The organism is Rhodococcus sp. NPDC003322 (genome assembly GCF_053589555.1).
Genome location: NZ_JBSFSC010000010.1, coordinates 74291 through 96506, shown reverse-complemented (window position 1 = coordinate 96506; position 22216 = coordinate 74291). Strand labels below are relative to the sequence as shown.

Below are 22216 nucleotides of genomic sequence, written 5' to 3'. Positions count from 1 at the left end.
GAACCTCCAGCGACGTGGTCGTCGCAACGTCCACCGGCGCGGGATCGGTCACCGTCACCGACGACACAGCCGACGTCGACGTCAGGAACCCGGCAACACCGGAGTAGACAGCGGTGATGCTCTTGCCACCCGCGGCATCGAACGTGTGCGACAACGTCGCCACACCACCCGTGACCGCAACCGGCGCACCGATGTTGGTGTCACCGTCCTTGAACTGCACCGTGCCACCCGTCGGCGCCGGCGACACCGTCGCCTTCAACTCCACCGACTGACCGGTCGTCGCCGACGCAGGCACCTCGAGCGAGGTCGAGGTCGCCGCATCCGGGTCGGTCACCGTCACGGCGCCGACGGTCGAGGTGGAACCGAGGAACCCGGCCGCACCCGAGAACACCGCGGTGACGTTCTTGCCACCCGCAGCATCGAACGTGTGCGACAACGTCGCCACACCACCCGTGACCGCAACCGGCGCACCGATGTTCGCGTCACCGTCCTTGAACTGCACCGTGCCACCCGTCGGCGCCGGCGACACCGTCGCCTTCAACTCCACCGACTGACCGGTCGTCGCCGACGCAGGCACCTCGAGCGAGGTCGAGGTCGCCGCATCCGGGTCGGTCACCGTCACGGCGCCGACGGCCGAGGTGGAACCGAGGAACCCGGCCGCACCCGAAAACACCGCGGTGACGCTCTTGCCACCCGCAGCATCGAACGTGTGCGACAACGTCGCCACACCACCCGTGACTGCAACCGGCGCACCGATGTTCGCGTCACCGTCCTTGAACTGGACGGTTCCGGCGGCATCGGCCGGGGTGACGGTTGCCTTCAACTCCACGGCCTGCCCCGTCGTCGCCGACGCGGGCACCTCCAGCGACGTCGTCGTCGCGACATCCGGAACCGACACCGCAATCGAACCCACCGCCGATGTCGAGGTGAGGAACTCGCCCGCACCCGAGAAGACAGCAGTGATGTTCTTGCCACCCGCAGCATCGAAGGTGTGCGACAGGGTCGCGGCTCCACCGGTGACCGCAACGGGTGCACCGATGTTCGTTGCACCGTCCTTGAACTGCACCGTGCCACCGCTCGGGGCCGGAGCGACCGTCGCCTTCAACTCGACGGCCTGACCGGTGGTCGCGGTCGCCGGCACCTGGAGGGTGGTCGTGGTCGCCACGTCGGCGACCCCGACGGACACGGACTGTGCCGCCGACTGGGATTCCGCGGCGGTCGCCGTAGCGAGGAACTTCGCGGTGATGCTGTGGTTGCCCGCGGTCGTCGGAGTCCAGCCGATCGACACGGCATTACCCACAAGCGGTCCCTGACCGATCTTGGTGGTGCCGTCGTAGAACTCGACCGTGTTACCCGCCGCGCCACCGGTGACCGTCGCCGTCAACTGCGACGACTGCCCCACCTTCGCACCCGTGACCGCGGCGAGGGTGGTGGTGGTCGCACTCTTGGCGACGGTGAGGGTCGGACCCTTGTTCGTGTACGTGCCCGAACCGAGACCGCTGGTGTAGTTCATCCACGTCGACAGCGCCGTGTCGCGCGCACAGTCCGCCCCGACGGTGTACGAGAACTCGAAGGTCCGATCCGTCCCGTTGACCAGGTTACCCACCGGCCACTGTGTCGCACCGCCCTTGACCTTCGTGTTGTCCGCGGCCACCGTGTCCACACCGATCGCAGACCCGTTCATCTTCGCGGAACCGTTGACGTACGTGAGGCACGTCGGGTGGTAGTCCGACACCGTGTAGATGTACTCACCGACGATGTTGGTGCGCTGGAACTTCGTCGACGACGTGATCACGTCACCCGCGTTCGGCGTCGTATTGCTGATGGTGCGGGTGAATCGGCTCGCACCGTCATCCCACGTCACGGACCCGGATGCGGCAGACGCCACCCCACCACCGACAACGGCGACGCTGAGCGTCGCCAGGGTGGCAGCACTTACGGTCCCCACCACCCGCCTCACAATCGGACGAGACATCATTTCTCCTCACGAACCAGGGGCGCGCCAATGAGCGACAAGCGCGCAAATTCAGATCACCTTAGCCAGCCCGTGGCCGGACCGTGACCGAATCGTGGAATTCTCCCAGACATCCGTCCAAGATCGTTTCCCCAGCTCACCGTGCCAATAAGAGGAGGGGCACGTCACCTCGCCAAACCGTTGGTCACGAGGGAGGCAAGCTCCTGACATGCCTCCGCATCCCCCAGCCCGGTCGCCTCCGTTACCTGCCGGCGTTGGATCCGGACCATCGTCGCGGCGGCCAGGTCCGCGACGAACGCCGCGTGCCCGTCCCGGCGGTCGCCGGCCACCACGGCGCCTTCGCAGACACTCCGAAGTGGATCAGCGTCGAGGAGTAGAAGTGCCGGAGCCCGTGATCTCGACCGACAGGCCGCCGGACCAACGCCCGAGCGGACACCCGCTCGGTCAGGGCCGCGTTGTCGTCGGATGGGAGCAGCGCGCTTGCACGTCACACGGCGGAAGCCGGCGACTCCGGTCTCATCCCCTTCGCCTCACTTCGGTTGTCGTGTCCGATCGCGAGGATCTGGAAGATCCATCCGGAAACGGCGAATGCCCTGGCACCGGCCAGGGCATTCGCTTGGCAGCCCGCTTCCCTCATGCCGCCCGCGCAACCTACGCGCATGGTCCGAGAGATCAGCACCACCGCGCGGCCACGTTCACGGAAGCGATCACACCGGCCTGCACTCCGAAGTCGATCCGTCCACGACGAGTCGGACTGCAGGAACCCCGCCGACGTCAGTCGCCGCAGCAGCCGCCGGGCAGTGCGCGCACCTCGCGGGTCGCGGCGTTCCGGGCGGCGAGGTCCCGGTCGTCCGGGTAGTCCACCCGCACGAGGCTCAGTCCGTGTGCGGGCGCCACGAGAACGGAACTCGACCGTTCCCGTTCCTGCAGCAACGCGGTCGTCCAGTCGACGGTGCGCCGACCCTCCCCCACGGCCAGCACCGCACCGACCAGACTGCGGACCATCGACCAGCAGAACGCATCCGCGCTGACGTGGGCGGTCAGGATGTCACCCTCGCGCGTCCAGTCGAAGCGCTGAAGTTCGCGAACCGTCGTCGCGCCCTCCCGGCGCCGGCAGAACGCGGCGAAGTCGTGCAGCCCGAGCAGCGCATGGGACGCGGTCTGCATGGCGTCCAGGTCGAGCACCTTCGGCACCGACACGGTGTCGCGGGCCCGCAGCGGCTCGGCACCGTACCTCGCAGTCGTGACCCGGTACTCGTAGTGCCGACGGATCGCCGAGAACCGGGCGTCGAACTCGGCGGGTACGGCGGTGATCGCCTTGACGCGCACATCCGGCGGGAGGAATCGTGCGAGCCTGCGCACCAACCGATCAGGATCGTCGAGGCCGGCTCCGTGGCGCGGCCGGTTCGCCGATTCGCCGGCGCCGGACACGTCGAGGTCGCAGTGCGCGACCTGCCCGCCGGCATGCACCCCGGCGTCGGTGCGGCCGGCGACCGTCAACTGCACCGGCTGCCGCAACACCGTCGAGATCGCCTCTTCGAGCACCCCGCACACCGTCCGCAGACCGGGCTGACGGGCCCACCCCGCGAAGTCGGTGCCGTCGTAGGTGATGTCCAGTCGAAAGCGAACGAACCCGCCCTCCCGGATGGGAGCGACGGGTTCGTTCGCAGGTTCTGACGCGTTCAGCGTTAGTCCTTCTTGGCCTCGTCGGCGGACTCGGCCTCGGCGGCCGGGGCCTCCTCGGCAGCAGCCTCGACGACCTCGGTCTCCTCGACCTTGGTCTCCTCGGCCTTGGCCTCCTGCGACGCCTGAACGCGGCGAGCGCGGTTGGCCTCGGAGGTGACCGTCTGCTCCTTGACGAGCTCGATGATCGCCATCGGAGCGTTGTCACCCTTGCGGGGGACGGTCTTGATGACGCGGGTGTAGCCGCCGTCGCGCTCCGCGTAGAACGGGCCGATCTCCGCGAACAGGGTGTGCACGACATCCTTGTTGCGGATGACCTTGAGAACCTCGCGACGGTCGGCGAGGGTTCCACCCTTGGCCTTGGTCACGATCTTCTCGGCGTACGGACGCAGGGCCTTGGCCTTGGCCTCCGTGGTGGTGATACGACCGTGCTCGAAGAGCGCGGTGGCCAGGTTGGCGAAGATCGCCTTCTGGTGCGAAGCCGACCCGCCGAAGCGGGCACCCTTCTTGGGCTTGGGCATGATGAATCTCCTAGTAAAGGACCTTCAGTGAGCTGTTACAGCTGCTCGGTCTCGGCGTAGTCCTGGTCGTTGCCTTCACCCTCGTTGAAGGCACCGGCATCGGTGTCGCTCCAGGTCCCGGTGGCGGCGTCGTAGCCCGCAACCGTGGACGGATCGAACGAAGCCGGGCTGTCCTTGAGGGACAGGCCGAGCGAGTGCAGCTTGACCTTGACCTCGTCGATGGACTTCTGCCCGAAGTTGCGGATGTCGAGCAGGTCGGACTCGGTGCGACCAACCAGCTCGCCGACGGTGTGAACACCCTCGCGCTTGAGGCAGTTGTAGGACCGGACCGTCAGGTCCAGATCCTCGATCGGCAGTCCGAAGGAGGCGATGTGATCGGCCTCGGCGGGCGAGGGTCCGATCTCGATGCCTTCTGCTTCGACGTTCAGCTCACGGGCCAGGCCGAAGAGCTCAACCAGGGTCTTGCCCGCCGAAGCGAGCGCGTCCCGCGCGGTGATGGAGTTCTTGGTCTCCACGTCGAGAACGAGCCGATCGAAGTCGGTGCGCTGCTCGACGCGGGTGGCCTCCACCTTGTAGGTGACCTTGAGCACCGGCGAGTAGATCGAGTCGACCGGAATGCGGCCGATCTCGGCGCCGGACGCCTTGTTCTGGACGGCGGGAACGTAACCGCGACCGCGCTCGACGACGAGCTCGATCTCCAGCTTGCCCTTGTCGTTCAGGGTGGCGATGTGCAGATCCGGGTTGTTCACCGTGACGCCGGCCGGAGGCACGATGTCGCCTGCAGTCACGGCACCGGGGCCCTGCTTGCGGACGTACATGGTGACCGGCTCGTCCTCTTCGGAGCTCACGACCAGGCCCTTGAGGTTCAGGATGATGTCGGTGACATCCTCCTTCACACCGGGGACGGTGGTGAACTCGTGCAGGACGCCGTCGATGCGGATGCTGGTGACAGCAGCGCCGGGGATCGACGACAGCAGGGTGCGGCGAAGCGAGTTGCCGAGGGTGTACCCGAAGCCGGGCTCAAGGGGCTCGATGACGAACTTCGAGCGGTTGTCAGCGATGACCTCTTCGGTCAGCGTGGGTCGCTGCGAAATGAGCATTTGGTTTTCCTCCTGTACGGGCGTCCGCTATTTGACACCCACGTTGGATGGCGCCTTCGGCGCTCGTGCGCGGTCTGCGAGTCCGAGTCGCGAAACCCGGGAACACACAAACCGCGCACGAGCCGTGGGGCTTTTACTTCGAGTAGAACTCGACGATCATCTGCTCCTGCAGCGGCACCTGGATCTGTGCGCGCTCCGGCTCCTGGTGAACCAGGATCCGCAGGCGACCCGGGACGACCTGCAGCCAGCCCGCGGCGGGGCGCTCGGTGTAGGTCTCACGCGCGATCTGGAACGGCAGCGTCGCCAGCGACTTCTCCTTGACATCGATGATGTCGTACTGGGAGACGCGGTAGCTGGGGATGTCGACCTTCTTGTTGTTCACAAGGAAGTGACCGTGGCTGACCAGCTGACGGGCCTGACGACGCGTACGGGCCAGGCCGGCGCGGTACACGACGTTGTCGAGACGGGTCTCGAGGATGCGAAGCAGGTTCTCGCCGGTCTTGCCGGGGCGAGCGTTCGCCTCCTCGTAGTAGCGACGGAACTGCTTCTCCATGACGCCGTAGGTGAAGCGAGCCTTCTGCTTCTCCTGCAGCTGGAGCAGGTACTCGCTCTCCTTGATCCGCGCGCGGCCGTGCTGGCCCGGCGGGTAGGGGCGACGCTCGAACGCCTGGTCGCCTCCAACGAGGTCGACACGCAGGCGACGCGACTTACGGGTAACGGGACCGGTATAACGAGCCATGATTCTTTACCTTCCTTCCCGTTAGACGCGACGCCGCTTGGGCGGGCGGCAGCCGTTGTGCGGCTGGGGGGTGACATCGGAGATGGTGCCGACCTCGAGACCGGCGGCCTGCAGCGAACGGATCGCCGTCTCACGTCCGGAGCCCGGGCCCTTGACGAAGACGTCGACCTTCTTGACGCCGTGCTCCTGCGCCTTGCGGGCAGCGTTCTCGGCGGCAAGCTGCGCGGCGAACGGGGTGGACTTACGCGAGCCCTTGAAGCCCACGTGGCCCGACGATGCCCACGAAATGACGTTGCCGTTCGGGTCCGTGATGGACACGATCGTGTTGTTGAAGGTGCTCTTGATGTGAGCGGCACCGTGCGGGACGTTCTTCTTGTCCCTGCGACGCGCCTTCTGGGTCTTCTTCGGACCGGTGCTACGTGACTTCGGAGGCATTACTTCTTCTTCCCTGCGACGGTGCGCTTCGGACCCTTACGGGTACGCGCGTTGGTCTTGGTGCGCTGTCCACGCACGGGCAGACCACGACGGTGGCGCAGGCCCTGGTAGCAGCCGATCTCGATCTTGCGACGGATGTCGGCCTGGACCTCGCGGCGCAGGTCGCCCTCCACCTTGAGCTCGGAGCCCTCGATGTAGTCGCGGAGCTTGGTGAGGTCGTCGTCGCTCAGGTCCTTGCTACGCAGGTCCGGGCTGACGCCCGTGTTCGCGAGAATTTCCTTGGAGCGGGTACGGCCGACACCGTAGATGTAGGTCAGTGCGATCTCCATCCGCTTTTCGCGGGGAAGATCGACACCCATGAGTCGTGCCATCTGGCATTCCTTTTCGGTGTGCGGAGGTCTACTCCCAGCCCATCCCCTGTGCCATCACGGCCGGCCGTGTCCAACTGGACGGACCGGGCCGTGAAACGTCTTTCAACTAACTCAGTGGGGCCCCAGCCTCCGTGCCGGGGGTGTACCGACGCCTGCCTGTGGACTCGAACACCCGAAGGTGCCAGGCCCGGTGGCCGTAAACGCCGGCTGGTGCTGGAAGGTCATCTGTGCTTGTTGCCAAGCAGATCTTCGAGGAGAAGCGATCTAGCCCTGACGCTGCTTGTGGCGCAGGTTCTCGCAGATCACCATGACCCGCCCGTTACGGCGGATCACCTTGCACTTCTCGCAGATCTTCTTGACGCTCGGCTGAACCTTCACGTCTGTCTAATCTCCTGATGTGTCGCCCACCGGCAGGTGGACATACCTCTCCCAGACCAGGAGTGGCCCGGGAAGCTTGTTACTTGTACCGGTAGACGATGCGACCGCGAGAAAGGTCGTAGGGCGACAGCTCTACGACGACCCGGTCTTCCGGCAGGATGCGAATGTAGTGCTGACGCATCTTGCCGCTGATGTGTGCGAGGACCTTGTGGCCGTTCTCCAGCTCAATGCGGAACATCGCATTGGGCAGTGGCTCGACAACTCGTCCCTCGACCTCGATGGCCCCGTCTTTCTTTGCCATATCCTCCGCGATCCGTTGGTGGGCATCGTTCTCCGTTACGGTGGTGCGGACGCGATGGAGAACCGGCTGCTCGCTAGCTTCGAGTGCACCCCGAGAACGACGCGGGAAGCGGGACCGAAACAGCGCACGACCGGCACGCAGGACGCACCATTGATCCACTTTACCGGAGTTCTCCCACCAGGCCAAATGCGCCGCGTCCACCCTCCCCCCGCGAAAGGACGATGCCCGTGCGTGCGGTCGTACAACGAGTGACCGAGGCCTCGGTCGAGGTCGACGGGACGATCGTCGCCCGCATCACGCCCGACGGACAGGGTCTGCTCGTCCTGCTCGGAGTCGGGCACGACGACACCGAGACCACCGCGGCCACGTTCGCCGCGAAGATCTGGAAGCTCCGAATCCTGGACGACGAGAAGTCCGCCTCCGACGTCGATGCCCCCGTCCTCGTCGTCAGCCAGTTCACCTTGCTCGGCGACGCCCGCAAGAGTCGCCGGCCGTCGTGGTCGGCGGCGGCTCCACGCCCCGTCGCGGAACCACTGGTCGATGCGTTCGCCGCAGCGCTGCGCGACTTCGGCGCCACCGTGGAAACAGGCCATTTCGGGGCCCACATGCGGGTGTCCTCGGTGAACGACGGACCGGTCACCCTGATCATGGAGGCGTGAGCGAAACGACGAACGGGCAGTCGCACACCGTGCGACTGCCCGTTCCGTTGAGATGGAGCGCTACTCCGGCCGGAGCGTCAGGATCCGCGGACCGTCCTCGGTCACTGCCACGGTGTGCTCCCAGTGCGCAGCCCGGGACCCGTCGATCGTGACGACGGTCCAGTCGTCATCGAGGGTCTCGGTCTCCGTGGTCCCCAGCGTCAGCATCGGCTCGATCGCCAGCACCGATCCGACGACGAGCTGCGGACCCTTACCGGGCGCACCCTCGTTCGCCAGAAACGGATCCATGTGCATCTCTCGACCGATGCCGTGCCCGCCGTAGCCGTCGACGATGCCGTAACGGCGATCGTGCGCACGCTCGGCAGCGTGGGTGCCCTCCTCGATCGCGTGCGAGACGTCGGTGAGCCGGTTGCCCGGCAACATCGCCGCGATACCGGCCTCCATCGACAGTCGCGTCGCCTCGCTGAGGTCGCGGTCCGCATCGATGATGTCGCCGACCCCGAACGTCCAGGCCGAGTCGCCGTGCCAGCCGTCGAGGATCGCGCCGCAGTCGATGGAGACCAGGTCCCCCGCCACCAGGATCTCGTCGGCGGACGGGATGCCGTGCACGACACGATCGTTCACGGACGAACAGATCGACCCGGTGAACCCGTGGTAGCCGAGGAACGACGGCACCGCGCCGGCGTCCCGGATCGTCTGTTCGGCGATCCGGTCCAACTCGAGGGTGCTGACCCCCGGCTTGGCCGCCGCCCGCACGGCCACCAGAGTGGCGCCGACGATCGCCCCCGCCGCCGCCATGGCGTCGAGCTCACCGGCGGTGCGGAACGGAACGACCTTCTTACGACGAAACCCCACGAACAAATCCCTCTTGGTTGTTACTTGCCGAGCGCGGCGAGCGCGCGGGCGTTGACCTCGTCGACCGTGCCGACGGCGTCGACGGTGACGATGCTGCCTGCGTAGTAGTCCAGCAGCGGAGCGGTCTCCTCGCGGTAGACCCGCATCCGGTTGCGGATGACGTCCTCGGTGTCGTCGGCGCGGCCACGGGCCAGCATCCGCTCGACCACGACGTCGTCGTCGACGTCGAACGCGAGGACGCCGTCGAGCGTGACGTTCAGCCCGGCCAGGATCGCCTTCAGCGCCTCGGCCTGGTCCACCGTCCGGGGGAAGCCGTCGAGCAGGAACCCGTTCGCGGCATCGGGCTCGGCGACCCGGGCCTTGACCATGTTGTTCGTGATCTCGCTTGGCACGAGGTCGCCGGCGTCCATGTACTTCTTCGCCTCGAGACCGAGAGCCGTCTGCTGCCCGATGTTCGCGCGGAACAGGTCGCCCGTCGAGATGTGCGGAACGCCGAGCTTTTCCGACAGGATTTCGGCCTGCGTGCCTTTACCGGCACCGGGAGGACCAACGAGGACGAGTCTCACTTGAGGAACCCTTCGTAGTTGCGCTGCATGAGTTGGCTCTCGATCTGCTTGACGGTGTCGAGGCCGACGCTGACGAGAATCAGGACGGCCGCACCACCGAAGATGCTGCTGCCCGCGGTTCCCTTCGCAAGGAAGAGATTGGGCAGGACCGCGATCAGACCGAGATAGATGGCGCCCGGCAGCGTGATGCGGCTGAGCACGTACTGGAGGTAGTCCGCCGTGGGTCGGCCGGGACGGATACCGGGAATGAAGCCGCCGAACTTCTTCATCTCGTCGGCGCGCTCCTCCGGGTTGAAGGTGATCGCGACGTAGAAGTACGTGAAGAAGACGATGAGCAGGAAGTAGATGAGGATGTAGACCGGGTTCGACGGGTTCACCAGGTACTCGTTGATGATCCGCTGCCACCAGCTCGGATCGGTCGAGCTGGACGCGCCCGTCAGCTGGGCGATCAGGTTCGGCAGGTACAGCAGCGAGGACGCGAAGATCACCGGGATGACGCCGGCCTGGTTCACCTTCAGCGGCAGGTACGTCGACGAGCCGCCGTACATCTTGCGGCCGACCATGCGCTTGGCGTACTGGACCGGGATCCGGCGCTGGCCCTGTTCCACGAAGATGACGCCGGCGAGCAGCACCAGCGCGGCGACACACACCGCGGCGAAGATCAGTCCGCCACGCGAATCGAGGATCGCCTTGCCCTCGGACGGCAGCCGGGACGCGATGCCGGAGAAGATCAGCAGCGACATGCCGTTACCCACGCCACGCTCGGTGATCAGCTCACCCATCCACATCACCAGTGCCGCACCGGCAGTCATCACCAGCACGATGGTCACCAGCGAGAACACCGAGTCGTCGGCGAGGATCGGTTCGCTACACCCCTGGAGCAGCTGGCCCCGCGCCGCGAGCGCCACGATGCCGGTGGCCTGCAACACGGCCAGCGCGATCGACAGGTACCGCGTGTACTGGGTCATCTTCGCCTGACCCGACTGGCCCTCCTTGCGGAGCTCCTCGAATCGCGGGATCACGACTGTCAACAACTGGACGATGATGCTCGCCGTGATGTACGGCATGATGCCGATCGCGAACACCGACAGCTGCAGCAGCGCGCCACCGGAGAAGAGGTTGATCAGCGAGTAGATGCCCGCCTGGTCGCTCCCCGAGATCTGGTCGATACACGCCTTCACGTTGCCGTAGTCGACACCGGGAGACGGCAGCGTCGCACCGAACCGATAGAGCGCGATCAAACCGAGTGCGATGAGGATCTTCCGCCTCAGGTCTGGAGTCCTGAAGGCCGAGACGAAGGCGGAAAGCAAAGATCCTCCTGGGCACGACGAGAGTGAGGTGGGCGGAACGCCCGATGGTCGAGTGAACTCTAGAACTCTAGCAGTGGCGTGCGGAGCGACTGCCGGGCAATCCCACAATTGCCGGCCACAAATGCCGACACCGGCCGCCGAACGACGACGGCCGCGGCACCTCGCGGTGCCGCGGCCGTCGCGGTGTTCAGAATCCGATCACAGTTCGGTGGCGGTGCCACCGGCAGCGGTGATCTTCTCCTTGGCGGCACCGGTGAACTTGTTCGCGGTGACCTGAACGGCAACCGTGAGTTCGCCGTCGCCGAGAACCTTCACGAGCCGGTTCTTGCGAACCAGGCCCTTGGCGATGAGCTCCTCGACGCCGATCTGGCCGCCCTCGGGGAACACCCGAGCGATGTCGGCCACGTTGACGACCTGGTACTCGACCCGGTTCGGGTTCGTGAAGCCCTTGAGCTTGGGCAGCCGCATGTGCAGCGGCATCTGCCCGCCCTCGAAGGCGGCCGGCACGTTCTTGCGGGCCTTGGTGCCCTTGGTGCCGCGACCGGCGGTCTTGCCCTTCGAACCCTCACCACGGCCGACGCGGGTCTTGTCGGTCTTGGCGCCCGGCGCAGGCCGGAGATGGTGCAGCTTGATGGTCATGGTTAGACCTCCTCAACTGTGACGAGGTGGCGAACCACGTTGATCAGGCCGCGGTTCTGGGCGTTGTCCTCACGGACGACGCTCTTGCGGATGCCCTTGAGGCCGAGCGTCCGCAGGCTGTCGCGCTGGTTCTGCTTGGCACCGATCGAGCTCTTGACCTGGGTGACCTTCAGTTCGGCCATGATCAGACTCCCTGTCCCGCACGTGCGCGCAGCATGCCGGCCGGGGCCACGTCCTCGATCGGCAGACCGCGACGAGCGGCCACCTCCTCGGGACGCTGCAGACCCTTGAGGGCGGCAACGGTCGCGTGCACGACGTTGATCGCGTTGTCGCTACCGAGCGACTTGGCAAGGATGTCGTGAACACCGGCGCACTCGAGCACGGCACGCACCGCACCACCGGCGATCACACCGGTACCCGGGCTGGCCGGACGGAGCATGACGACGCCGGCAGCGGCCTCGCCCTGCACCGGGTGAGTGATGGTGCTGCCGATGAGCGGCACGCGGAAGAAGCCCTTGCGAGCCTCCTCGACACCCTTCTGGATGGCCGCGGGAACTTCCTTGGCCTTGCCGTAGCCGACGCCAACGAGTCCGTTGCCGTCGCCCACGATCACGAGAGCGGTGAAGCTGAAGCGCCGACCACCCTTGACCACCTTGGACACGCGGTTGATCGCAACCACGCGCTCGATGTGGTTCGACTTCTCCGCAGCGTTGTCGCGACGGTTGTCGCGGCGGTCACGACCGCCACCACGGTTGTCGCCACCGCGGCTGTCGCCACCGGCGGGTCCGTTCTGTCCGGCGGGTCCGCTGCCGCCGTCACGCCTCTGACGTCCCGGCATCAGACTGTCCTTCCGTTCGAAATCTTGGTCATCAGAACTTCAACCCGCTTTCGCGAGCGGCGTCCGCGAGGGCCGCGATACGGCCGTGGTAGCCGTGGCCACCGTGGTCGAAGACCACGGCTTCGATGCCGGCAGCCTTGGCGCGCTCGGCGATCAGCTGACCGACCTTCGCGCTGAGGGCCTTCTTGTCGCCCTCGGCGGCACGCAGGTCCGCCTCGGTGGTCGACGCCGCGGCCAGGGTGTGGCCGGCGAGGTCGTCCACGAGCTGGACGTGGATGTGCCGGGAGGACCGGTTCACGACGAGACGGGGACGCTCGGGCGTGCCGGAGATCTTCTTGCGCAGACGGAAGTGACGACGCGTCTTCGACAGACGACGCGTGGTGGACACGTCCTTGCCCAGCGGAATCCGCTTGGCCTTCTGGTTTGCAGTCTGGCTCATATCACTTACCCGTCTTTCCGACCTTGCGGCGGACCTGCTCACCCTCGTAGCGGATGCCCTTGCCCTTGTACGGGTCGGACTTGCGCAGACGACGGATGTTGGCGGCGATCTGGCCGACCTTCTGCTTGTCGATGCCGGAGATCGAGAACTTGGTCGGCGACTCGACCGCGAACGAGATGCCCTCGGGCGCCTCGATCGGAACCGGGTGGCTGTAGCCGAGCGAGAACTCGAGGTCCTGGCCCTTGAGCGCGACGCGGTAGCCGACGCCGTGAATCTCCATCTTGGTGGTGTAACCCTGGGTCACACCGGTGATGAGGTTCGCGACGAGGGTGCGCGACAGACCGTGCAGCGCGCGGCTGCGACGCTCGTCGTCGGGACGGGTGACCAGCAGGGCACCGTCCTCACCCTTGGCGATGGCGATCGGCTCGGAGATCGTCAGCGACAGCTGGCCCTTGGGGCCCTTCACTGCGACGTCCTGCCCGTCGATGGTCACCTCGACACCCGAGGGGACGGTGACCGGAATCTTTCCAATACGCGACATTGTGGTGGCCTCCCTTACCAGACGTAGGCGAGGACTTCGCCGCCCACGCCCTGCTTGGCCGCCTGACGGTCCGTGAGCAGGCCGGAGGACGTGGAGATGATCGCCACGCCGAGGCCGCCGAGAACCTTGGGCAGGTTGGTGGACTTCGCGTAAACCCGGAGGCCGGGCTTGGAAACACGACGGACGCCGGCGAGGCTGCGCTCACGGCTGGGGCCGTACTTGAGGTCGACGATGAGGGTCTTGCCCACCTCGGCGTCCTCGGTGCGGTAGTCGGAGATGTAGCCCTCGCGCTTGAGGATCTCGGCGATGTTCGCCTTGATCTTCGAGTGCGGCAGCTTCACCTCATCGTGGTACGCCGAGTTGGCGTTGCGCAGACGCGTCAAGAAGTCTGCGATGGGATCGGTCATGGTCATGGTTCGACCTCGACACCTTTCTCGCTGCGGTTCCCATGCACCACCGGAAGACCGGTCGTGGGCCTACAACAATTCGGCTGGTCCGGGCGACGTTCGTCGGCCGGATTGAGTCGTGCCGTTCGAGCATCGCCGGCACGCAAAGGGCCGACGTTGCACAGGCAACCGCTCTAGTGTAGGCAAAACCCCAGCACAGGCCAAATCGGCCGAGGTTCGCCCACTCCCCCGCACGGATCCCACACGGGAATCCACGGCGAAGGCCGTCAAATACAGCGAGGGCGCGGACCCCATCGGAGTCCGCGCCCTCACCTCACGTGCGTGGTGTCACCAAGAGCTCTTGTGAACACCCGGCAGCTCGCCGGCGTGCGCCATCTCACGCAGGCACACGCGGCACAGACCGAACTTGCGGTAGACCGCGTGCGGACGGCCGCACTTCTGGCAGCGGGTGTACGCGCGAACCGCGAACTTGGGCTTCTTGTTGGCCTTGTTGACCAGTGCCTTCTTCGCCATGGCTCAGTTCTCCTTGAACGGGAAGCCGAGGTGCTTGAGCAGGGCACGGCCTTCTTCGTTGTTGGTGGCGGTCGTCACGACGGTGATGTCCATACCGCGCGGGCGATCGATCTTGTCGACGTCGATCTCGTGGAACATCGACTGCTCGTTGAGACCGAAGGTGTAGTTGCCGTTGCCGTCGAACTGCTTGCCGGACAGGCCACGGAAGTCCCTGATTCGGGGAAGAGCGATCGACACGAGACGGTCGAGGAACTCCCACATCCGGTCGCCACGGAGGGTGACGCGGGCACCGATGGGCATGCCCTCACGCAGCTTGAACTGCGCGATGGACTTGCGGGCCTTACGGATCTCGGGCTTCTGACCGGTGATCAGAGCGAGATCGGCAACCGCGCCGTTGATCAGCTTCGCGTCACGAGCGGCGTCACCGACACCCATGTTGACGACGACCTTGACCACGCCGGGGATCTGCATGACGTTGGCGTACTTGAACTCTTCGTTCAGCGCGTCCTTGATCTCGGCGCGGTAGCGCGCCTTGAGCCGGGGCTGAATCTTCTCGGTGCTCGTCATATCAGATGTCCTTCCCGTTCTTACGGGAGATCCGAACCCGCTTGCCGTTCTCGTCGGTCCGGTAGCCCACGCGGGTGGGGTTGCCGTCCGAGTCGATGACCGCGACGTTCGAGACGTGAATCGGGGCCTCCTGCGTCACGATGCCGCCGGAGGAGGCGCCGCGCTGGTTCGCAGAAACCGCGGTGTGCTTCTTGATCCGGTTCACACCCTCGACGAGGACCTTGTCGGTCGCCGGGTAGGCCTGGATGACCTTGCCCTTGGCGCCCTTGTCCTTGCCCGAGATGACCAGAACGGTATCGCCCTTGTGCACCTTCATCACAGCACCTCCGGCGCGAGCGAAACGATCTTCATGAACTTCTTGTCACGCAGCTCGCGGCCGACGGGGCCGAAGATGCGGGTGCCACGCGGATCGTGGTCCGGCTTGATGAGCACGGCGGCGTTCTCGTCGAACTTGATGTACGAGCCGTCCGGACGGCGGCGCTCCTTGGTGGTGCGCACGACGACGGCCTTGACGACCTCGCCCTTCTTGATGTTTCCACCCGGGATGGCGTCCTTGACGGTGGCGACGATGATGTCACCGATCCCGGCGTAGCGACGAGACGAGCCACCGAGAACGCGGATGCAGAGAATCTCCTTGGCACCCGTGTTGTCGGCGACGCGAAGTCGCGACTCCTGCTGAATCACTGATCTCTCCTAGACCTGGATTTTCGTACGTAGCGGATTACCGACCCGATACGCGCGGTCTGTCCCCGGCCGGCCGCATGCGGACATGCGGAGGCGCAGGCAACCGCTCTAGTGTAGGGAATCGACCTCGGGAAACCAAATCGGCGAAACCGATCATCCCTGGTAAAACCCATCACAGCCGAACGGCCCGCCCCGGAAACCCGGGACGGGCCGTTCGACAGTTGACTCACGCGTACGGGCACGTAGTGCCTGTTCGGCGAGGGCTCGAAAAGCCTACTTGGCCTTCTCGAGCACCTCGACCAGACGCCAGCGCTTGGTCGCCGACAGCGGTCGGGTCTCCATCAGCTGAACGCGGTCGCCGATGCCGGCCAGGCCGTTCTCGTCGTGCGCCTTCACCTTGGTGGTACGGCGGATGATCTTGCCGTACAGCGGGTGCTTCACACGGTCCTCGAGCTCGACGACGATCGTCTTCTCCATCTTGTCGGAGACGACGTAGCCGATGCGGACCTTGCGGGTCCCACGCTCTTCGGTCACTGCGGTGTCCTTCTCACTCATGCCGCGTCACCCGCATCCGGGCCGGCGGCGAGGCCGAGCTCACGCTCGCGCATAACGGTGTAGACGCGCGCGATCTCGTGACGAACGGTGCGCAGCCGACGGTTGTTGTCCAGCTGACCGGTCGCCATCTGGAAGCGAAGGTTGAACAGCTCTTCCTTCGACTCGCGGAGCTTGGTGACCAGCTCCTCCTCGGTGAGCTCGCGGAGCTCAGCGGCGGGGGTTCCAGTAGCCATCAGAACTGCTCCTCCCTGGTGACGATCCGGCACTTGCACGGGAGCTTGTGCATCGCGCGACGCAGGGCCTCGCGAGCGATCTCCTCATTGGGGTAGCTCATCTCGAACATGACCCGACCGGGCTTGATGTTCGCGACCCACCACTCCGGCGAACCCTTACCGGAACCCATGCGGGTCTCGGCGGGCTTCTTGGTGAGCGGACGATCCGGGAAGATGTTGATCCAGATCTTGCCGCCACGCTTGATGTGGCGCGTCATGGCGATACGAGCGGACTCGATCTGACGGTTGGTGATGTACGCCGGCTCGAGAGCCTGGATGCCGTACTCACCGAAGGTGACCTGGGTGCCACCCTTGGCCGCACCCGAACGGCTCGGGTGGTGCTGCTTGCGGTGCTTGACCCGACGTGGGATCAACATGCGTCAGCCCTCCTGATTCGATTCGGTCGAGGCCGGAGCCTCGGCGGTGGCGGCGCGACCGGCCTCGGTGCTGGTCGCGGTGGTGCCCGAGGCACCGGAGCGACGCGGACGGCTCGGACGCTCGCGGCGCGGACGCTCGGCCGGCGCGGCGGCGGACAGCTCACGCTTGCCACCGACGATGTCGCCCTTGTAGATCCAGACCTTCACGCCGATACGACCGAAGGTGGTCTTGGCCTCGTACAGGCCGTAGTCGATGTCCGCGCGCAGCGTGTGCAGCGGAACCCGACCCTCACGGTAGAACTCCGAGCGGGACATCTCGGCACCGCCGAGACGGCCGGAGCACTGCACCCGGATGCCCTTGACGTTCGGCTGACGCATGGCCGACTGAATGGCCTTGCGCATGGCGCGACGGAACGCGACACGGTTCGAGAGCTGCTCGGCGACGCCCTGCGCCACCAGCTGGGCCTCGGCCTCGGCGTTCTTGACCTCGAGGATGTTCAGCTGGACCTGCTTGCCGGTCAGCTTCTCGAGCTCGGCGCGGATACGGTCGGCCTCGGCGCCGCGGCGGCCGATGACGATGCCCGGACGCGCGGTGTGGATGTCGACGCGGACCCGGTCACGGGTGCGCTCGATCTCGACCTTCGCGATGCCGGCCCGCTCCATGCCCGTGGCGAGGAGCTTGCGGATCGCGACGTCTTCCTTGACGTACTCCGCGTACTGCTTGTCTGCGTACCAGCGGGACTTCCAGTCGGTGGTGATACCCAGGCGGAAGCCGTGCGGGTTGATCTTCTGGCCCACTACTGAGCACTTCCCTTCCGGCGATTGCGGTTCGAGGTGCCGGCCTTGGGCAGGCTCTCCACGATGACCGTGATGTGGCTGGTGCGCTTGCGGATGCGGAACGCACGGCCCTGGGCACGCGGCTGGAAACGCTTGAGGGTGGCACCCTCGTCCACGTACGCGGTGGCGACGACCAGCGTGCTGGGGTCAAGGCCGAGGTTGTTCTCGGCGTTGGCAGCGGCGCTGGCAACGACCTTGGCGACCGGCTCGCTGGCGGCCTGCGGTGCGAACTTGAGGATGTTCAGGGCGTCCTCGACGGAACGACCACGAACCAGGTCCACGACACGACGGGCCTTCATCGGCGTCACGCGCACGTGGCGCGCGATCGCCTTGGCGGTGGGGTTCTGAGTTTCAGTGCTCATCGACGCTTGCTCTTCCGGTCGTCCTTGATGTGACCCTTGAACGTGCGGGTCGGTGCGAACTCACCGAGCTTGTGACCGACCATCGAATCGGACACGAACACCGGCACGTGCTTCCGACCGTCGTGAACGGCGAACGTGTGACCGATGAAATCGGGGATGATGGTCGAACGACGCGACCAGGTCTTGATGACCTGCTTGGTGCCCTTCTCGTTCTGCACGTCCACCTTCGCGAGGAGGTGGTCGTCGACGAACGGGCCCTTCTTAAGACTGCGAGGCATAGTTCACTCCCTCCTAGCGCTTCTTGCCGGTACGACGGCGGCGGACGATGAGCTTGTCGCTCGGCTTGTTGGGCTTGCGGGTGCGGCCTTCCGGCTTACCCCACGGGCTGACCGGGTGGCGACCACCGGAGGTCTTACCCTCACCACCACCGTGCGGGTGGTCGACCGGGTTCATCACGACACCACGGACGGTCGGGCGCTTGCCCTTCCAGCGCATGCGGCCGGCCTTGCCCCAGTTGATGTTGGACTGCTCGGCGTTGCCGACCTCGCCGATGCTGGCGCGGCAGCGCACGTCGACGCGGCGGATCTCACCCGACGGCATACGCAGGGTCGCGTACGGACCCTCCTTGCCGAGGAGCTGGATGCTGGCACCGGCGGAGCGGGCCATCTTGGCGCCGCCGCCCGGACGCAGTTCCACCGCGTGGATGGTGGTACCGGTCGGGATGTTGCGCAGCGGCAGGTTGTTGCCGGGCTTGATGTCGGCGCCGACGCCGGACTCGACCCGTGCACCCTGCTTGAGGTCCTTCGGCGCGATGATGTAGCGCTTCTCGCCGTCGGCGTAGTGCAGCAGCGCGATGTTCGCGGTGCGGTTGGGGTCGTACTCGATGTGCGCGACCTTGGCCGGCACGCCGTCCTTGTCGTTGCGACGGAAATCGATCAGCCGGTAGGCGCGCTTGTGTCCGCCACCCTTGTGCCGGGTGGTGATGCGACCGTGTGCGTTACGACCGCCACGACCGTGCAGCGGGCGGATGAGCGACTTCTCGGGCGTCGACCGAGTGATCTCGGCGAAGTCCGAGACGCTCGAGCCGCGACGGCCCGGGGTAGTCGGCTTGTACTTACGGATTGCCATGAGTCTTCTCGTCCTCTATATCTCGTCAAGTCCCGCTCGCTTACGCGACCGGGCCTCCGAAGATCTCGATGGGCTTGCTGTCGGCCGAGATGGTCACGAGCGCGCGCTTGGTGTCCTTGCGCTTGCCGTAGCCGAACCGGGTCCGCTTGCGCTTGCCCTGACGGTTGGCGGTGTTGACGCTGGTCACGGTGACGCCGAAGACCTTCTCCACGGCAATCTTGATCTGCGTCTTGTTCGAGTCCGGGTGCACCAGGAAGGTGTAGGTGCCTTCCTCGATCAGTCCGTAGGACTTCTCGGAGATGACCGGCGCGAGCAGGATGTCGCGGGGATCGGCGATGGTGCTCACTTGCTCTCCTCCTTCTGCGCCGACTCGGCCGGGCCGTGGATGAACGTGTTGAGCGCCTCGACACTGAACACGACGTCGTCGCTGTTGAGCACGTCGTAGGTGTTCAGCTGGTCGGGGGCGATGGGGTGCACACCCTCGAGGTTCTGCACGCTCTTCCAAGCCGCGATGTCCTCACGGCCGACGACGAGCAGGAACTTCTTGCGACCCGAGATCTCGCCCAGGAACTTGCGGGCGCTCTTGGTGGACGGGGTCTGCCCGGCAACCAGTTCGGTGATCACGTGGATGCGCTCGTTGCGGGCCCGGTCGGAGAGGGCACCGCGGAGGGCGGCTGCCTTCATCTTCTTCGGGGTCCGCTGGCTGTAGTCGCGCGGCTTCGGGCCGTGGACGGTGCCACCACCGGCGAACTGCGGCGCGCGGGTCGAGCCCTGACGGGCGCGGCCGGTGCCCTTCTGCCGGTACGGCTTCTTGCCACCGCCGCGGACCTCGCCGCGGGTCTTGGTGGAGTGCGTGCCCTGACGTGCCGCGGCCAGCTGAGCGACGACGACCTGGTGCATCAGCGCGATGTTGGCCGTCGCATCGAAGATCTCGGCGGGCAGGTCGACGGTGCCGTTGGTGCCGCCGTCGGCGTTGCGGACGTCGAGGGTGAGCTTGGTTGCGGTCTCGGTCATGCGGACGCACCACCCTTCACTGCGGTCTTGACGATCACGAGGCCACCCTTGCGGCCGGGGATCGCACCCTTGATCAGAAGCAGGCCGGCCTCGGCGTCCACCTTGTGGACGGTGAGGTTCTGCGTGGTGACGCGGTCGCTACCCATGCGGCCCGACATGCGCATGCCCTTGAACACGCGGCCGGGGGTGGCGCAGCCACCGATCGAGCCGGGGCGACGGTGAACGGCCTGCGCACCGTGGGAGGCGCCCTGACCGGCGAAGCCGTGACGCTTCATGGTGCCGGCGAAGCCCTTGCCCTTGGAGGTGCCGGTGACGTCGACGTAGGCGCCGTCCTCGAACACAGCGGCGGTGAGCTCCTGGCCGACCTCGTACTCGCCGGCGTCGGCGACGCGCAGCTCCACGACGTGGCGGCGGGGGGTGACACCGGCCTTGGCGAACTGGCCGGAGGTCGGCTTGTTCACCTTGCGGGGGTCGATCGCGCCGTAGGCGAGCTGCACGGCGCTGTAGCCGTCACGCTCCTCGGTGCGGATCTGGGTGACGACGTTCGGTCCGGCCTTGACGACGGTGACCGGAACGACCCGGTTGTTCTCGTCGAAGACCTGGGTCATGCCGAGCTTGGTGCCCAGGATGCCCGTGATCTTGTTCTCAGTCATTGTTGTTGTCTCCGCCGCGCTCACTGGATGTTGACATCGACGCTGGCCGGCAGGTCGATGCGCATGAGCGCGTCGACCGTCTTGGGCGTCGGGTCGAGGATGTCAATGAGCCGCTTGTGGGTGCGCATCTCGAAGTGCTCGCGCGAGTCCTTGTACTTGTGCGGCGAACGGATGACGCAGTACACGTTCTTTTCGGTCGGCAACGGCACCGGTCCGACCACACGGGCCCCGGTACGGGTCACCGTCTCCACGATCTTGCGCGCAGACGCGTCGATCGCCTCATGGTCGTAGGCCTTGAGCCTGATGCGGATCTTCTGTCCCGCCACGCTTGTGTCCTCTTCCTTGCCCGATGTGATTAGGCCCTCGCGACTCGCTGTGTCTGTCGATCACGTGGAGCCGCTCGTTTGCACGTAGACCCGTCAGGGGCTACCTCGTCTGCACAGTTCCCACCCACTTCCGGGCGAAGAAGAACGTTGGCGATCGGACTGCACGCCCGATGCCGATCGGGATGTCCGATCCGCTGCCGCTGTTCATCTGTCATGGAACTGTTCCCGGTCCACGCGGTCGGGCGTGTCGCCCTCCCGCTCATCCCCCGACCCGCGTTTGCACACGGATCGGCCAGCGGAATGTGTTCCGGGCTGCACCCCAGGCGGGGCGCAGGTGGTCACTGCTTCCGTCTTGCGACGATTGTCCTGCATTGGCCGGACCGGGAACCACCGGCGGAATTGATCCGCGCGAGCTTCCGGTCCTCGACCCTTTCTCGCCAGGCGAAGGCCGTGCGCGTGCACGTCCCTGGCCCAGGCAACCTGAACAGTATGCCGGAGACCGGTCCGGACTTCAAATCCGGGCGGACGGACACCCCGCATCGAACTTACTTCAGAGTAAGATTCCGTCATGACCACCACGACCACCACCTACCGGACCTGGCAGCGGCTCCCCCGGAACCGCGTCGGATCCACACTGTTCTCCCTTGGCATGTGCATCCGCGTGCCCTACTTCGCCACCGTCCTCCCCCGCGTCGTCGCACTGGGACCCGGCCATTGCGAGGTCCGGGCCCCGAAGTGGTGGGGCGTGCACAACCACATCGGCACCTACCACGCGATCGCGGCGTGCAACCTCGCCGAGGCCGCGATGGGCATGCTCGCCGAGGCCACCGTCCCGCCCACGCACCGGTGGATCCCGAAGGCCATGCACACGCAGTACCTGACGAAGGCGACCACCGGACTGCACGCGACCGCCACACTGCCGTCGCTGCCCGACTTCGCCGCCATCACCGAGGGCACCGACCTGGTCGTGCCCGTTTCCATCCGCGACAAGGCGGGCACCGAGGTCGTACACGCGGACATCACCGTCTGGGTCACGCCGACGTAGCGGCCGCTCCACGCAACCCCACCGGCCGACACGAGGAACACCACGACGTGACCTGCTTCACATCCAGTTGTCGGCCGCCCGCGCGCCGGCACGCGCAGCATGCCCGCCCGGACCACGGGACGGAAT

The 22216-nt window shown here is 66.1% G+C and carries 36 protein-coding genes; 2 read left to right on the top strand and 34 right to left on the bottom strand.

The annotated features are described in order from the left end of the window. The 10 genes from ACWDUM_RS27735 to infA all read right to left on the bottom strand — a co-directional run. Positions 1-1951 (bottom strand): Ig-like domain repeat protein (locus ACWDUM_RS27735; RefSeq protein ID WP_450136461.1); only part of this gene is annotated, 1951 nt, incomplete at its 3' end. 188 nt (positions 1952-2139) lie between these two features. Beyond that, on the bottom strand, positions 2140-2304 hold the full coding sequence (locus tag ACWDUM_RS27730; RefSeq protein WP_450136460.1) for a hypothetical protein: 165 nt from the start codon (positions 2302-2304) through the stop codon (positions 2140-2142). A gap of 445 nt (positions 2305-2749) precedes the next feature. Then, complete coding sequence (gene truA / locus ACWDUM_RS27725; RefSeq protein ID WP_450136474.1) at positions 2750-3622, bottom strand: tRNA pseudouridine(38-40) synthase TruA; 873 nt, start codon at positions 3620-3622, stop codon at positions 2750-2752. 41 nt (positions 3623-3663) lie between these two features. After that, positions 3664-4179 (bottom strand): 50S ribosomal protein L17, encoded by a 516-nt coding sequence (gene rplQ, locus ACWDUM_RS27720; RefSeq protein ID WP_450114586.1) that lies wholly within the window; start codon positions 4177-4179, stop codon positions 3664-3666. A 35-nt stretch (positions 4180-4214) separates the two neighbouring features. Next, positions 4215-5279, bottom strand: a complete 1065-nt coding sequence (locus tag ACWDUM_RS27715) for a DNA-directed RNA polymerase subunit alpha (protein WP_450114587.1) — start codon at positions 5277-5279, stop codon at positions 4215-4217. Positions 5280-5412: 133 nt separating this feature from the next. Beyond that, positions 5413-6018, bottom strand: a complete 606-nt coding sequence (gene rpsD, locus ACWDUM_RS27710; protein ID WP_450114588.1) for a 30S ribosomal protein S4 — start codon at positions 6016-6018, stop codon at positions 5413-5415. 21 nt (positions 6019-6039) lie between these two features. Further along, positions 6040-6453 carry a 30S ribosomal protein S11 gene (rpsK, locus tag ACWDUM_RS27705; protein ID WP_003938066.1) on the bottom strand — a complete coding sequence of 138 codons (414 nt, stop codon included), beginning with the start codon at positions 6451-6453 and terminating at the stop codon, positions 6040-6042. Further along, positions 6453-6824 carry a 30S ribosomal protein S13 gene (gene rpsM / locus ACWDUM_RS27700; RefSeq protein WP_450114589.1) on the bottom strand — a complete coding sequence of 124 codons (372 nt, stop codon included), beginning with the start codon at positions 6822-6824 and terminating at the stop codon, positions 6453-6455. The genes rpsK and rpsM overlap by 1 nt, the downstream gene beginning before the upstream one ends. A gap of 264 nt (positions 6825-7088) precedes the next feature. Continuing rightward, entirely contained in the window at positions 7089-7202 is a 114-nt protein-coding gene (rpmJ, locus tag ACWDUM_RS27695) for a 50S ribosomal protein L36 (protein ID WP_003938068.1), read from the bottom strand. 79 nt (positions 7203-7281) lie between these two features. After that, on the bottom strand, positions 7282-7503 hold the full coding sequence (gene infA, locus ACWDUM_RS27690; RefSeq protein ID WP_003418601.1) for a translation initiation factor IF-1: 222 nt from the start codon (positions 7501-7503) through the stop codon (positions 7282-7284). A gap of 227 nt (positions 7504-7730) precedes the next feature. Between infA and dtd the strand changes: the two genes are divergently transcribed. Then, positions 7731-8162, top strand: coding sequence for a D-aminoacyl-tRNA deacylase (gene dtd / locus ACWDUM_RS27685; protein WP_450136459.1), 432 nt, complete (start codon positions 7731-7733; stop codon positions 8160-8162). 60 nt (positions 8163-8222) lie between these two features. Here the strand turns inward: dtd and map are convergent, their stop codons facing one another. From map to rpsJ, 24 genes are all read right to left on the bottom strand, one after another. Then, positions 8223-9017, bottom strand: a complete 795-nt coding sequence (gene map, locus ACWDUM_RS27680; protein ID WP_450114591.1) for a type I methionyl aminopeptidase — start codon at positions 9015-9017, stop codon at positions 8223-8225. Positions 9018-9037: 20 nt separating this feature from the next. Beyond that, a complete protein-coding gene (locus tag ACWDUM_RS27675; protein WP_450114592.1) occupies positions 9038-9583 on the bottom strand; it encodes an adenylate kinase in 546 nt (181 codons plus the stop codon). After that, positions 9580-10893 carry a preprotein translocase subunit SecY gene (gene secY, locus ACWDUM_RS27670; RefSeq protein WP_450136458.1) on the bottom strand — a complete coding sequence of 438 codons (1314 nt, stop codon included), beginning with the start codon at positions 10891-10893 and terminating at the stop codon, positions 9580-9582. Before secY ends, ACWDUM_RS27675 begins: the two co-directional genes overlap by 4 nt. Positions 10894-11091: 198 nt before the next feature. Beyond that, positions 11092-11532 (bottom strand): 50S ribosomal protein L15, encoded by a 441-nt coding sequence (gene rplO, locus ACWDUM_RS27665; RefSeq protein WP_450114594.1) that lies wholly within the window; start codon positions 11530-11532, stop codon positions 11092-11094. Positions 11533-11534: 2 nt separating this feature from the next. Continuing rightward, positions 11535-11714: a 50S ribosomal protein L30 gene (gene rpmD / locus ACWDUM_RS27660; RefSeq protein WP_345341335.1), complete on the bottom strand. Its 180-nt coding sequence runs from the start codon at positions 11712-11714 to the stop codon at positions 11535-11537. Between the two features lie 2 nt (positions 11715-11716). Beyond that, positions 11717-12370: a 30S ribosomal protein S5 gene (gene rpsE / locus ACWDUM_RS27655; RefSeq protein ID WP_450114595.1), complete on the bottom strand. Its 654-nt coding sequence runs from the start codon at positions 12368-12370 to the stop codon at positions 11717-11719. 31 nt (positions 12371-12401) lie between these two features. Beyond that, the gene (gene rplR / locus ACWDUM_RS27650; protein WP_450114596.1) at positions 12402-12809 is read right to left on the bottom strand and encodes a 50S ribosomal protein L18; all 408 of its coding nucleotides are present in this window, start codon (positions 12807-12809) and stop codon (positions 12402-12404) included. 1 nt (position 12810) lies between these two features. Further along, positions 12811-13350 (bottom strand): 50S ribosomal protein L6, encoded by a 540-nt coding sequence (gene rplF, locus ACWDUM_RS27645; RefSeq protein WP_450114597.1) that lies wholly within the window; start codon positions 13348-13350, stop codon positions 12811-12813. A 14-nt stretch (positions 13351-13364) separates the two neighbouring features. Then, the gene (rpsH, locus tag ACWDUM_RS27640) at positions 13365-13763 is read right to left on the bottom strand and encodes a 30S ribosomal protein S8 (RefSeq protein WP_345341327.1); all 399 of its coding nucleotides are present in this window, start codon (positions 13761-13763) and stop codon (positions 13365-13367) included. Positions 13764-14084: 321 nt separating this feature from the next. Next, positions 14085-14270 carry a type Z 30S ribosomal protein S14 gene (locus ACWDUM_RS27635; protein WP_050063877.1) on the bottom strand — a complete coding sequence of 62 codons (186 nt, stop codon included), beginning with the start codon at positions 14268-14270 and terminating at the stop codon, positions 14085-14087. Positions 14271-14273: 3 nt separating this feature from the next. Then, positions 14274-14837 (bottom strand): 50S ribosomal protein L5, encoded by a 564-nt coding sequence (gene rplE, locus ACWDUM_RS27630; protein WP_142100157.1) that lies wholly within the window; start codon positions 14835-14837, stop codon positions 14274-14276. A 1-nt stretch (position 14838) separates the two neighbouring features. Then, positions 14839-15153 (bottom strand): 50S ribosomal protein L24, encoded by a 315-nt coding sequence (rplX, locus tag ACWDUM_RS27625; RefSeq protein WP_450114598.1) that lies wholly within the window; start codon positions 15151-15153, stop codon positions 14839-14841. Beyond that, positions 15153-15521 carry a 50S ribosomal protein L14 gene (gene rplN, locus ACWDUM_RS27620; protein ID WP_007531925.1) on the bottom strand — a complete coding sequence of 123 codons (369 nt, stop codon included), beginning with the start codon at positions 15519-15521 and terminating at the stop codon, positions 15153-15155. The genes rplX and rplN overlap by 1 nt, the downstream gene beginning before the upstream one ends. 273 nt (positions 15522-15794) lie before the next feature. After that, on the bottom strand, positions 15795-16076 hold the full coding sequence (rpsQ, locus tag ACWDUM_RS27615; RefSeq protein ID WP_345341315.1) for a 30S ribosomal protein S17: 282 nt from the start codon (positions 16074-16076) through the stop codon (positions 15795-15797). Next, positions 16073-16309: a 50S ribosomal protein L29 gene (gene rpmC / locus ACWDUM_RS27610; protein ID WP_007531922.1), complete on the bottom strand. Its 237-nt coding sequence runs from the start codon at positions 16307-16309 to the stop codon at positions 16073-16075. The genes rpsQ and rpmC overlap by 4 nt, the downstream gene beginning before the upstream one ends. Further along, a complete protein-coding gene (gene rplP, locus ACWDUM_RS27605) occupies positions 16309-16725 on the bottom strand; it encodes a 50S ribosomal protein L16 (protein ID WP_345341311.1) in 417 nt (138 codons plus the stop codon). Before rplP ends, rpmC begins: the two co-directional genes overlap by 1 nt. Before the next feature lie 3 nt (positions 16726-16728). Continuing rightward, a complete protein-coding gene (gene rpsC / locus ACWDUM_RS27600) occupies positions 16729-17523 on the bottom strand; it encodes a 30S ribosomal protein S3 (RefSeq protein WP_387478763.1) in 795 nt (264 codons plus the stop codon). Continuing rightward, positions 17523-17924, bottom strand: a complete 402-nt coding sequence (gene rplV / locus ACWDUM_RS27595; RefSeq protein ID WP_450114599.1) for a 50S ribosomal protein L22 — start codon at positions 17922-17924, stop codon at positions 17523-17525. The genes rpsC and rplV overlap by 1 nt, the downstream gene beginning before the upstream one ends. Continuing rightward, entirely contained in the window at positions 17921-18202 is a 282-nt protein-coding gene (gene rpsS / locus ACWDUM_RS27590) for a 30S ribosomal protein S19 (RefSeq protein ID WP_005518370.1), read from the bottom strand. Before rpsS ends, rplV begins: the two co-directional genes overlap by 4 nt. Before the next feature lie 13 nt (positions 18203-18215). Next, the gene (gene rplB / locus ACWDUM_RS27585; protein ID WP_378487261.1) at positions 18216-19052 is read right to left on the bottom strand and encodes a 50S ribosomal protein L2; all 837 of its coding nucleotides are present in this window, start codon (positions 19050-19052) and stop codon (positions 18216-18218) included. 40 nt (positions 19053-19092) lie between these two features. Continuing rightward, positions 19093-19398, bottom strand: a complete 306-nt coding sequence (rplW, locus tag ACWDUM_RS27580) for a 50S ribosomal protein L23 (protein WP_007531907.1) — start codon at positions 19396-19398, stop codon at positions 19093-19095. Next, complete coding sequence (gene rplD / locus ACWDUM_RS27575; protein WP_450114600.1) at positions 19395-20066, bottom strand: 50S ribosomal protein L4; 672 nt, start codon at positions 20064-20066, stop codon at positions 19395-19397. Before rplD ends, rplW begins: the two co-directional genes overlap by 4 nt. Continuing rightward, entirely contained in the window at positions 20063-20719 is a 657-nt protein-coding gene (gene rplC / locus ACWDUM_RS27570) for a 50S ribosomal protein L3 (RefSeq protein WP_450114601.1), read from the bottom strand. The genes rplD and rplC overlap by 4 nt, the downstream gene beginning before the upstream one ends. Before the next feature lie 20 nt (positions 20720-20739). Further along, positions 20740-21045, bottom strand: coding sequence for a 30S ribosomal protein S10 (rpsJ, locus tag ACWDUM_RS27565; RefSeq protein ID WP_003938093.1), 306 nt, complete (start codon positions 21043-21045; stop codon positions 20740-20742). A gap of 568 nt (positions 21046-21613) precedes the next feature. Here rpsJ and ACWDUM_RS27560 point away from each other — a divergent pair. Then, the gene (locus tag ACWDUM_RS27560; RefSeq protein ID WP_450136457.1) at positions 21614-22090 is read left to right on the top strand and encodes a hotdog fold domain-containing protein; all 477 of its coding nucleotides are present in this window, start codon (positions 21614-21616) and stop codon (positions 22088-22090) included. Positions 22091-22216: the final 126 nt, after the last annotated feature.

Bases quoted from the DNA above. Each gene is read 5' to 3' on its own strand.
- ACWDUM_RS27635 (WP_050063877.1), bottom strand. From the start codon at position 14,270: ATGGCGAAGAAGGCACTGGTCAACAAGGCCAACAAGAAGCCCAAGTTC.
- rplX (WP_450114598.1), bottom strand. From the start codon at position 15,153: ATGAAGGTGCACAAGGGCGATACCGTTCTGGTCATCTCGGGCAAGGAC.
- rplR (WP_450114596.1), bottom strand. From the start codon at position 12,809: ATGAGCCAGACTGCAAACCAGAAGGCCAAGCGGATTCCGCTGGGCAAG.
- rpmD (WP_345341335.1), bottom strand. From the start codon at position 11,714: ATGGCCGAACTGAAGGTCACCCAGGTCAAGAGCTCGATCGGTGCCAAG.
- rplD (WP_450114600.1), bottom strand. From the start codon at position 20,066: ATGACCGAGACCGCAACCAAGCTCACCCTCGACGTCCGCAACGCCGAC.
- rpsM (WP_450114589.1), bottom strand. From the start codon at position 6,824: ATGGCACGACTCATGGGTGTCGATCTTCCCCGCGAAAAGCGGATGGAG.
- rplQ (WP_450114586.1), bottom strand. From the start codon at position 4,179: ATGCCCAAGCCCAAGAAGGGTGCCCGCTTCGGCGGGTCGGCTTCGCAC.
- rpsD (WP_450114588.1), bottom strand. From the start codon at position 6,018: ATGGCTCGTTATACCGGTCCCGTTACCCGTAAGTCGCGTCGCCTGCGT.
- rplB (WP_378487261.1), bottom strand. From the start codon at position 19,052: ATGGCAATCCGTAAGTACAAGCCGACTACCCCGGGCCGTCGCGGCTCG.
- rpsE (WP_450114595.1), bottom strand. From the start codon at position 12,370: ATGCCGGGACGTCAGAGGCGTGACGGCGGCAGCGGACCCGCCGGACAG.
- rpmC (WP_007531922.1), bottom strand. From the start codon at position 16,309: ATGGCTACTGGAACCCCCGCCGCTGAGCTCCGCGAGCTCACCGAGGAG.
- rplO (WP_450114594.1), bottom strand. From the start codon at position 11,532: ATGACCATCAAGCTGCACCATCTCCGGCCTGCGCCGGGCGCCAAGACC.
- rpsK (WP_003938066.1), bottom strand. From the start codon at position 6,453: ATGCCTCCGAAGTCACGTAGCACCGGTCCGAAGAAGACCCAGAAGGCG.
- rplF (WP_450114597.1), bottom strand. From the start codon at position 13,350: ATGTCGCGTATTGGAAAGATTCCGGTCACCGTCCCCTCGGGTGTCGAG.
- rplC (WP_450114601.1), bottom strand. From the start codon at position 20,719: ATGACTGAGAACAAGATCACGGGCATCCTGGGCACCAAGCTCGGCATG.
- rplV (WP_450114599.1), bottom strand. From the start codon at position 17,924: ATGAGCACTGAAACTCAGAACCCCACCGCCAAGGCGATCGCGCGCCAC.
- infA (WP_003418601.1), bottom strand. From the start codon at position 7,503: ATGGCAAAGAAAGACGGGGCCATCGAGGTCGAGGGACGAGTTGTCGAG.
- ACWDUM_RS27560 (WP_450136457.1), top strand. From the start codon at position 21,614: ATGACCACCACGACCACCACCTACCGGACCTGGCAGCGGCTCCCCCGG.
- rpsS (WP_005518370.1), bottom strand. From the start codon at position 18,202: ATGCCTCGCAGTCTTAAGAAGGGCCCGTTCGTCGACGACCACCTCCTC.
- ACWDUM_RS27715 (WP_450114587.1), bottom strand. From the start codon at position 5,279: ATGCTCATTTCGCAGCGACCCACGCTGACCGAAGAGGTCATCGCTGAC.
- rplP (WP_345341311.1), bottom strand. From the start codon at position 16,725: ATGTTGATCCCACGTCGGGTCAAGCACCGCAAGCAGCACCACCCGAGC.
- rpsH (WP_345341327.1), bottom strand. From the start codon at position 13,763: ATGACCATGACCGATCCCATCGCAGACTTCTTGACGCGTCTGCGCAAC.
- rplE (WP_142100157.1), bottom strand. From the start codon at position 14,837: ATGACGAGCACCGAGAAGATTCAGCCCCGGCTCAAGGCGCGCTACCGC.
- rpsQ (WP_345341315.1), bottom strand. From the start codon at position 16,076: ATGAGTGAGAAGGACACCGCAGTGACCGAAGAGCGTGGGACCCGCAAG.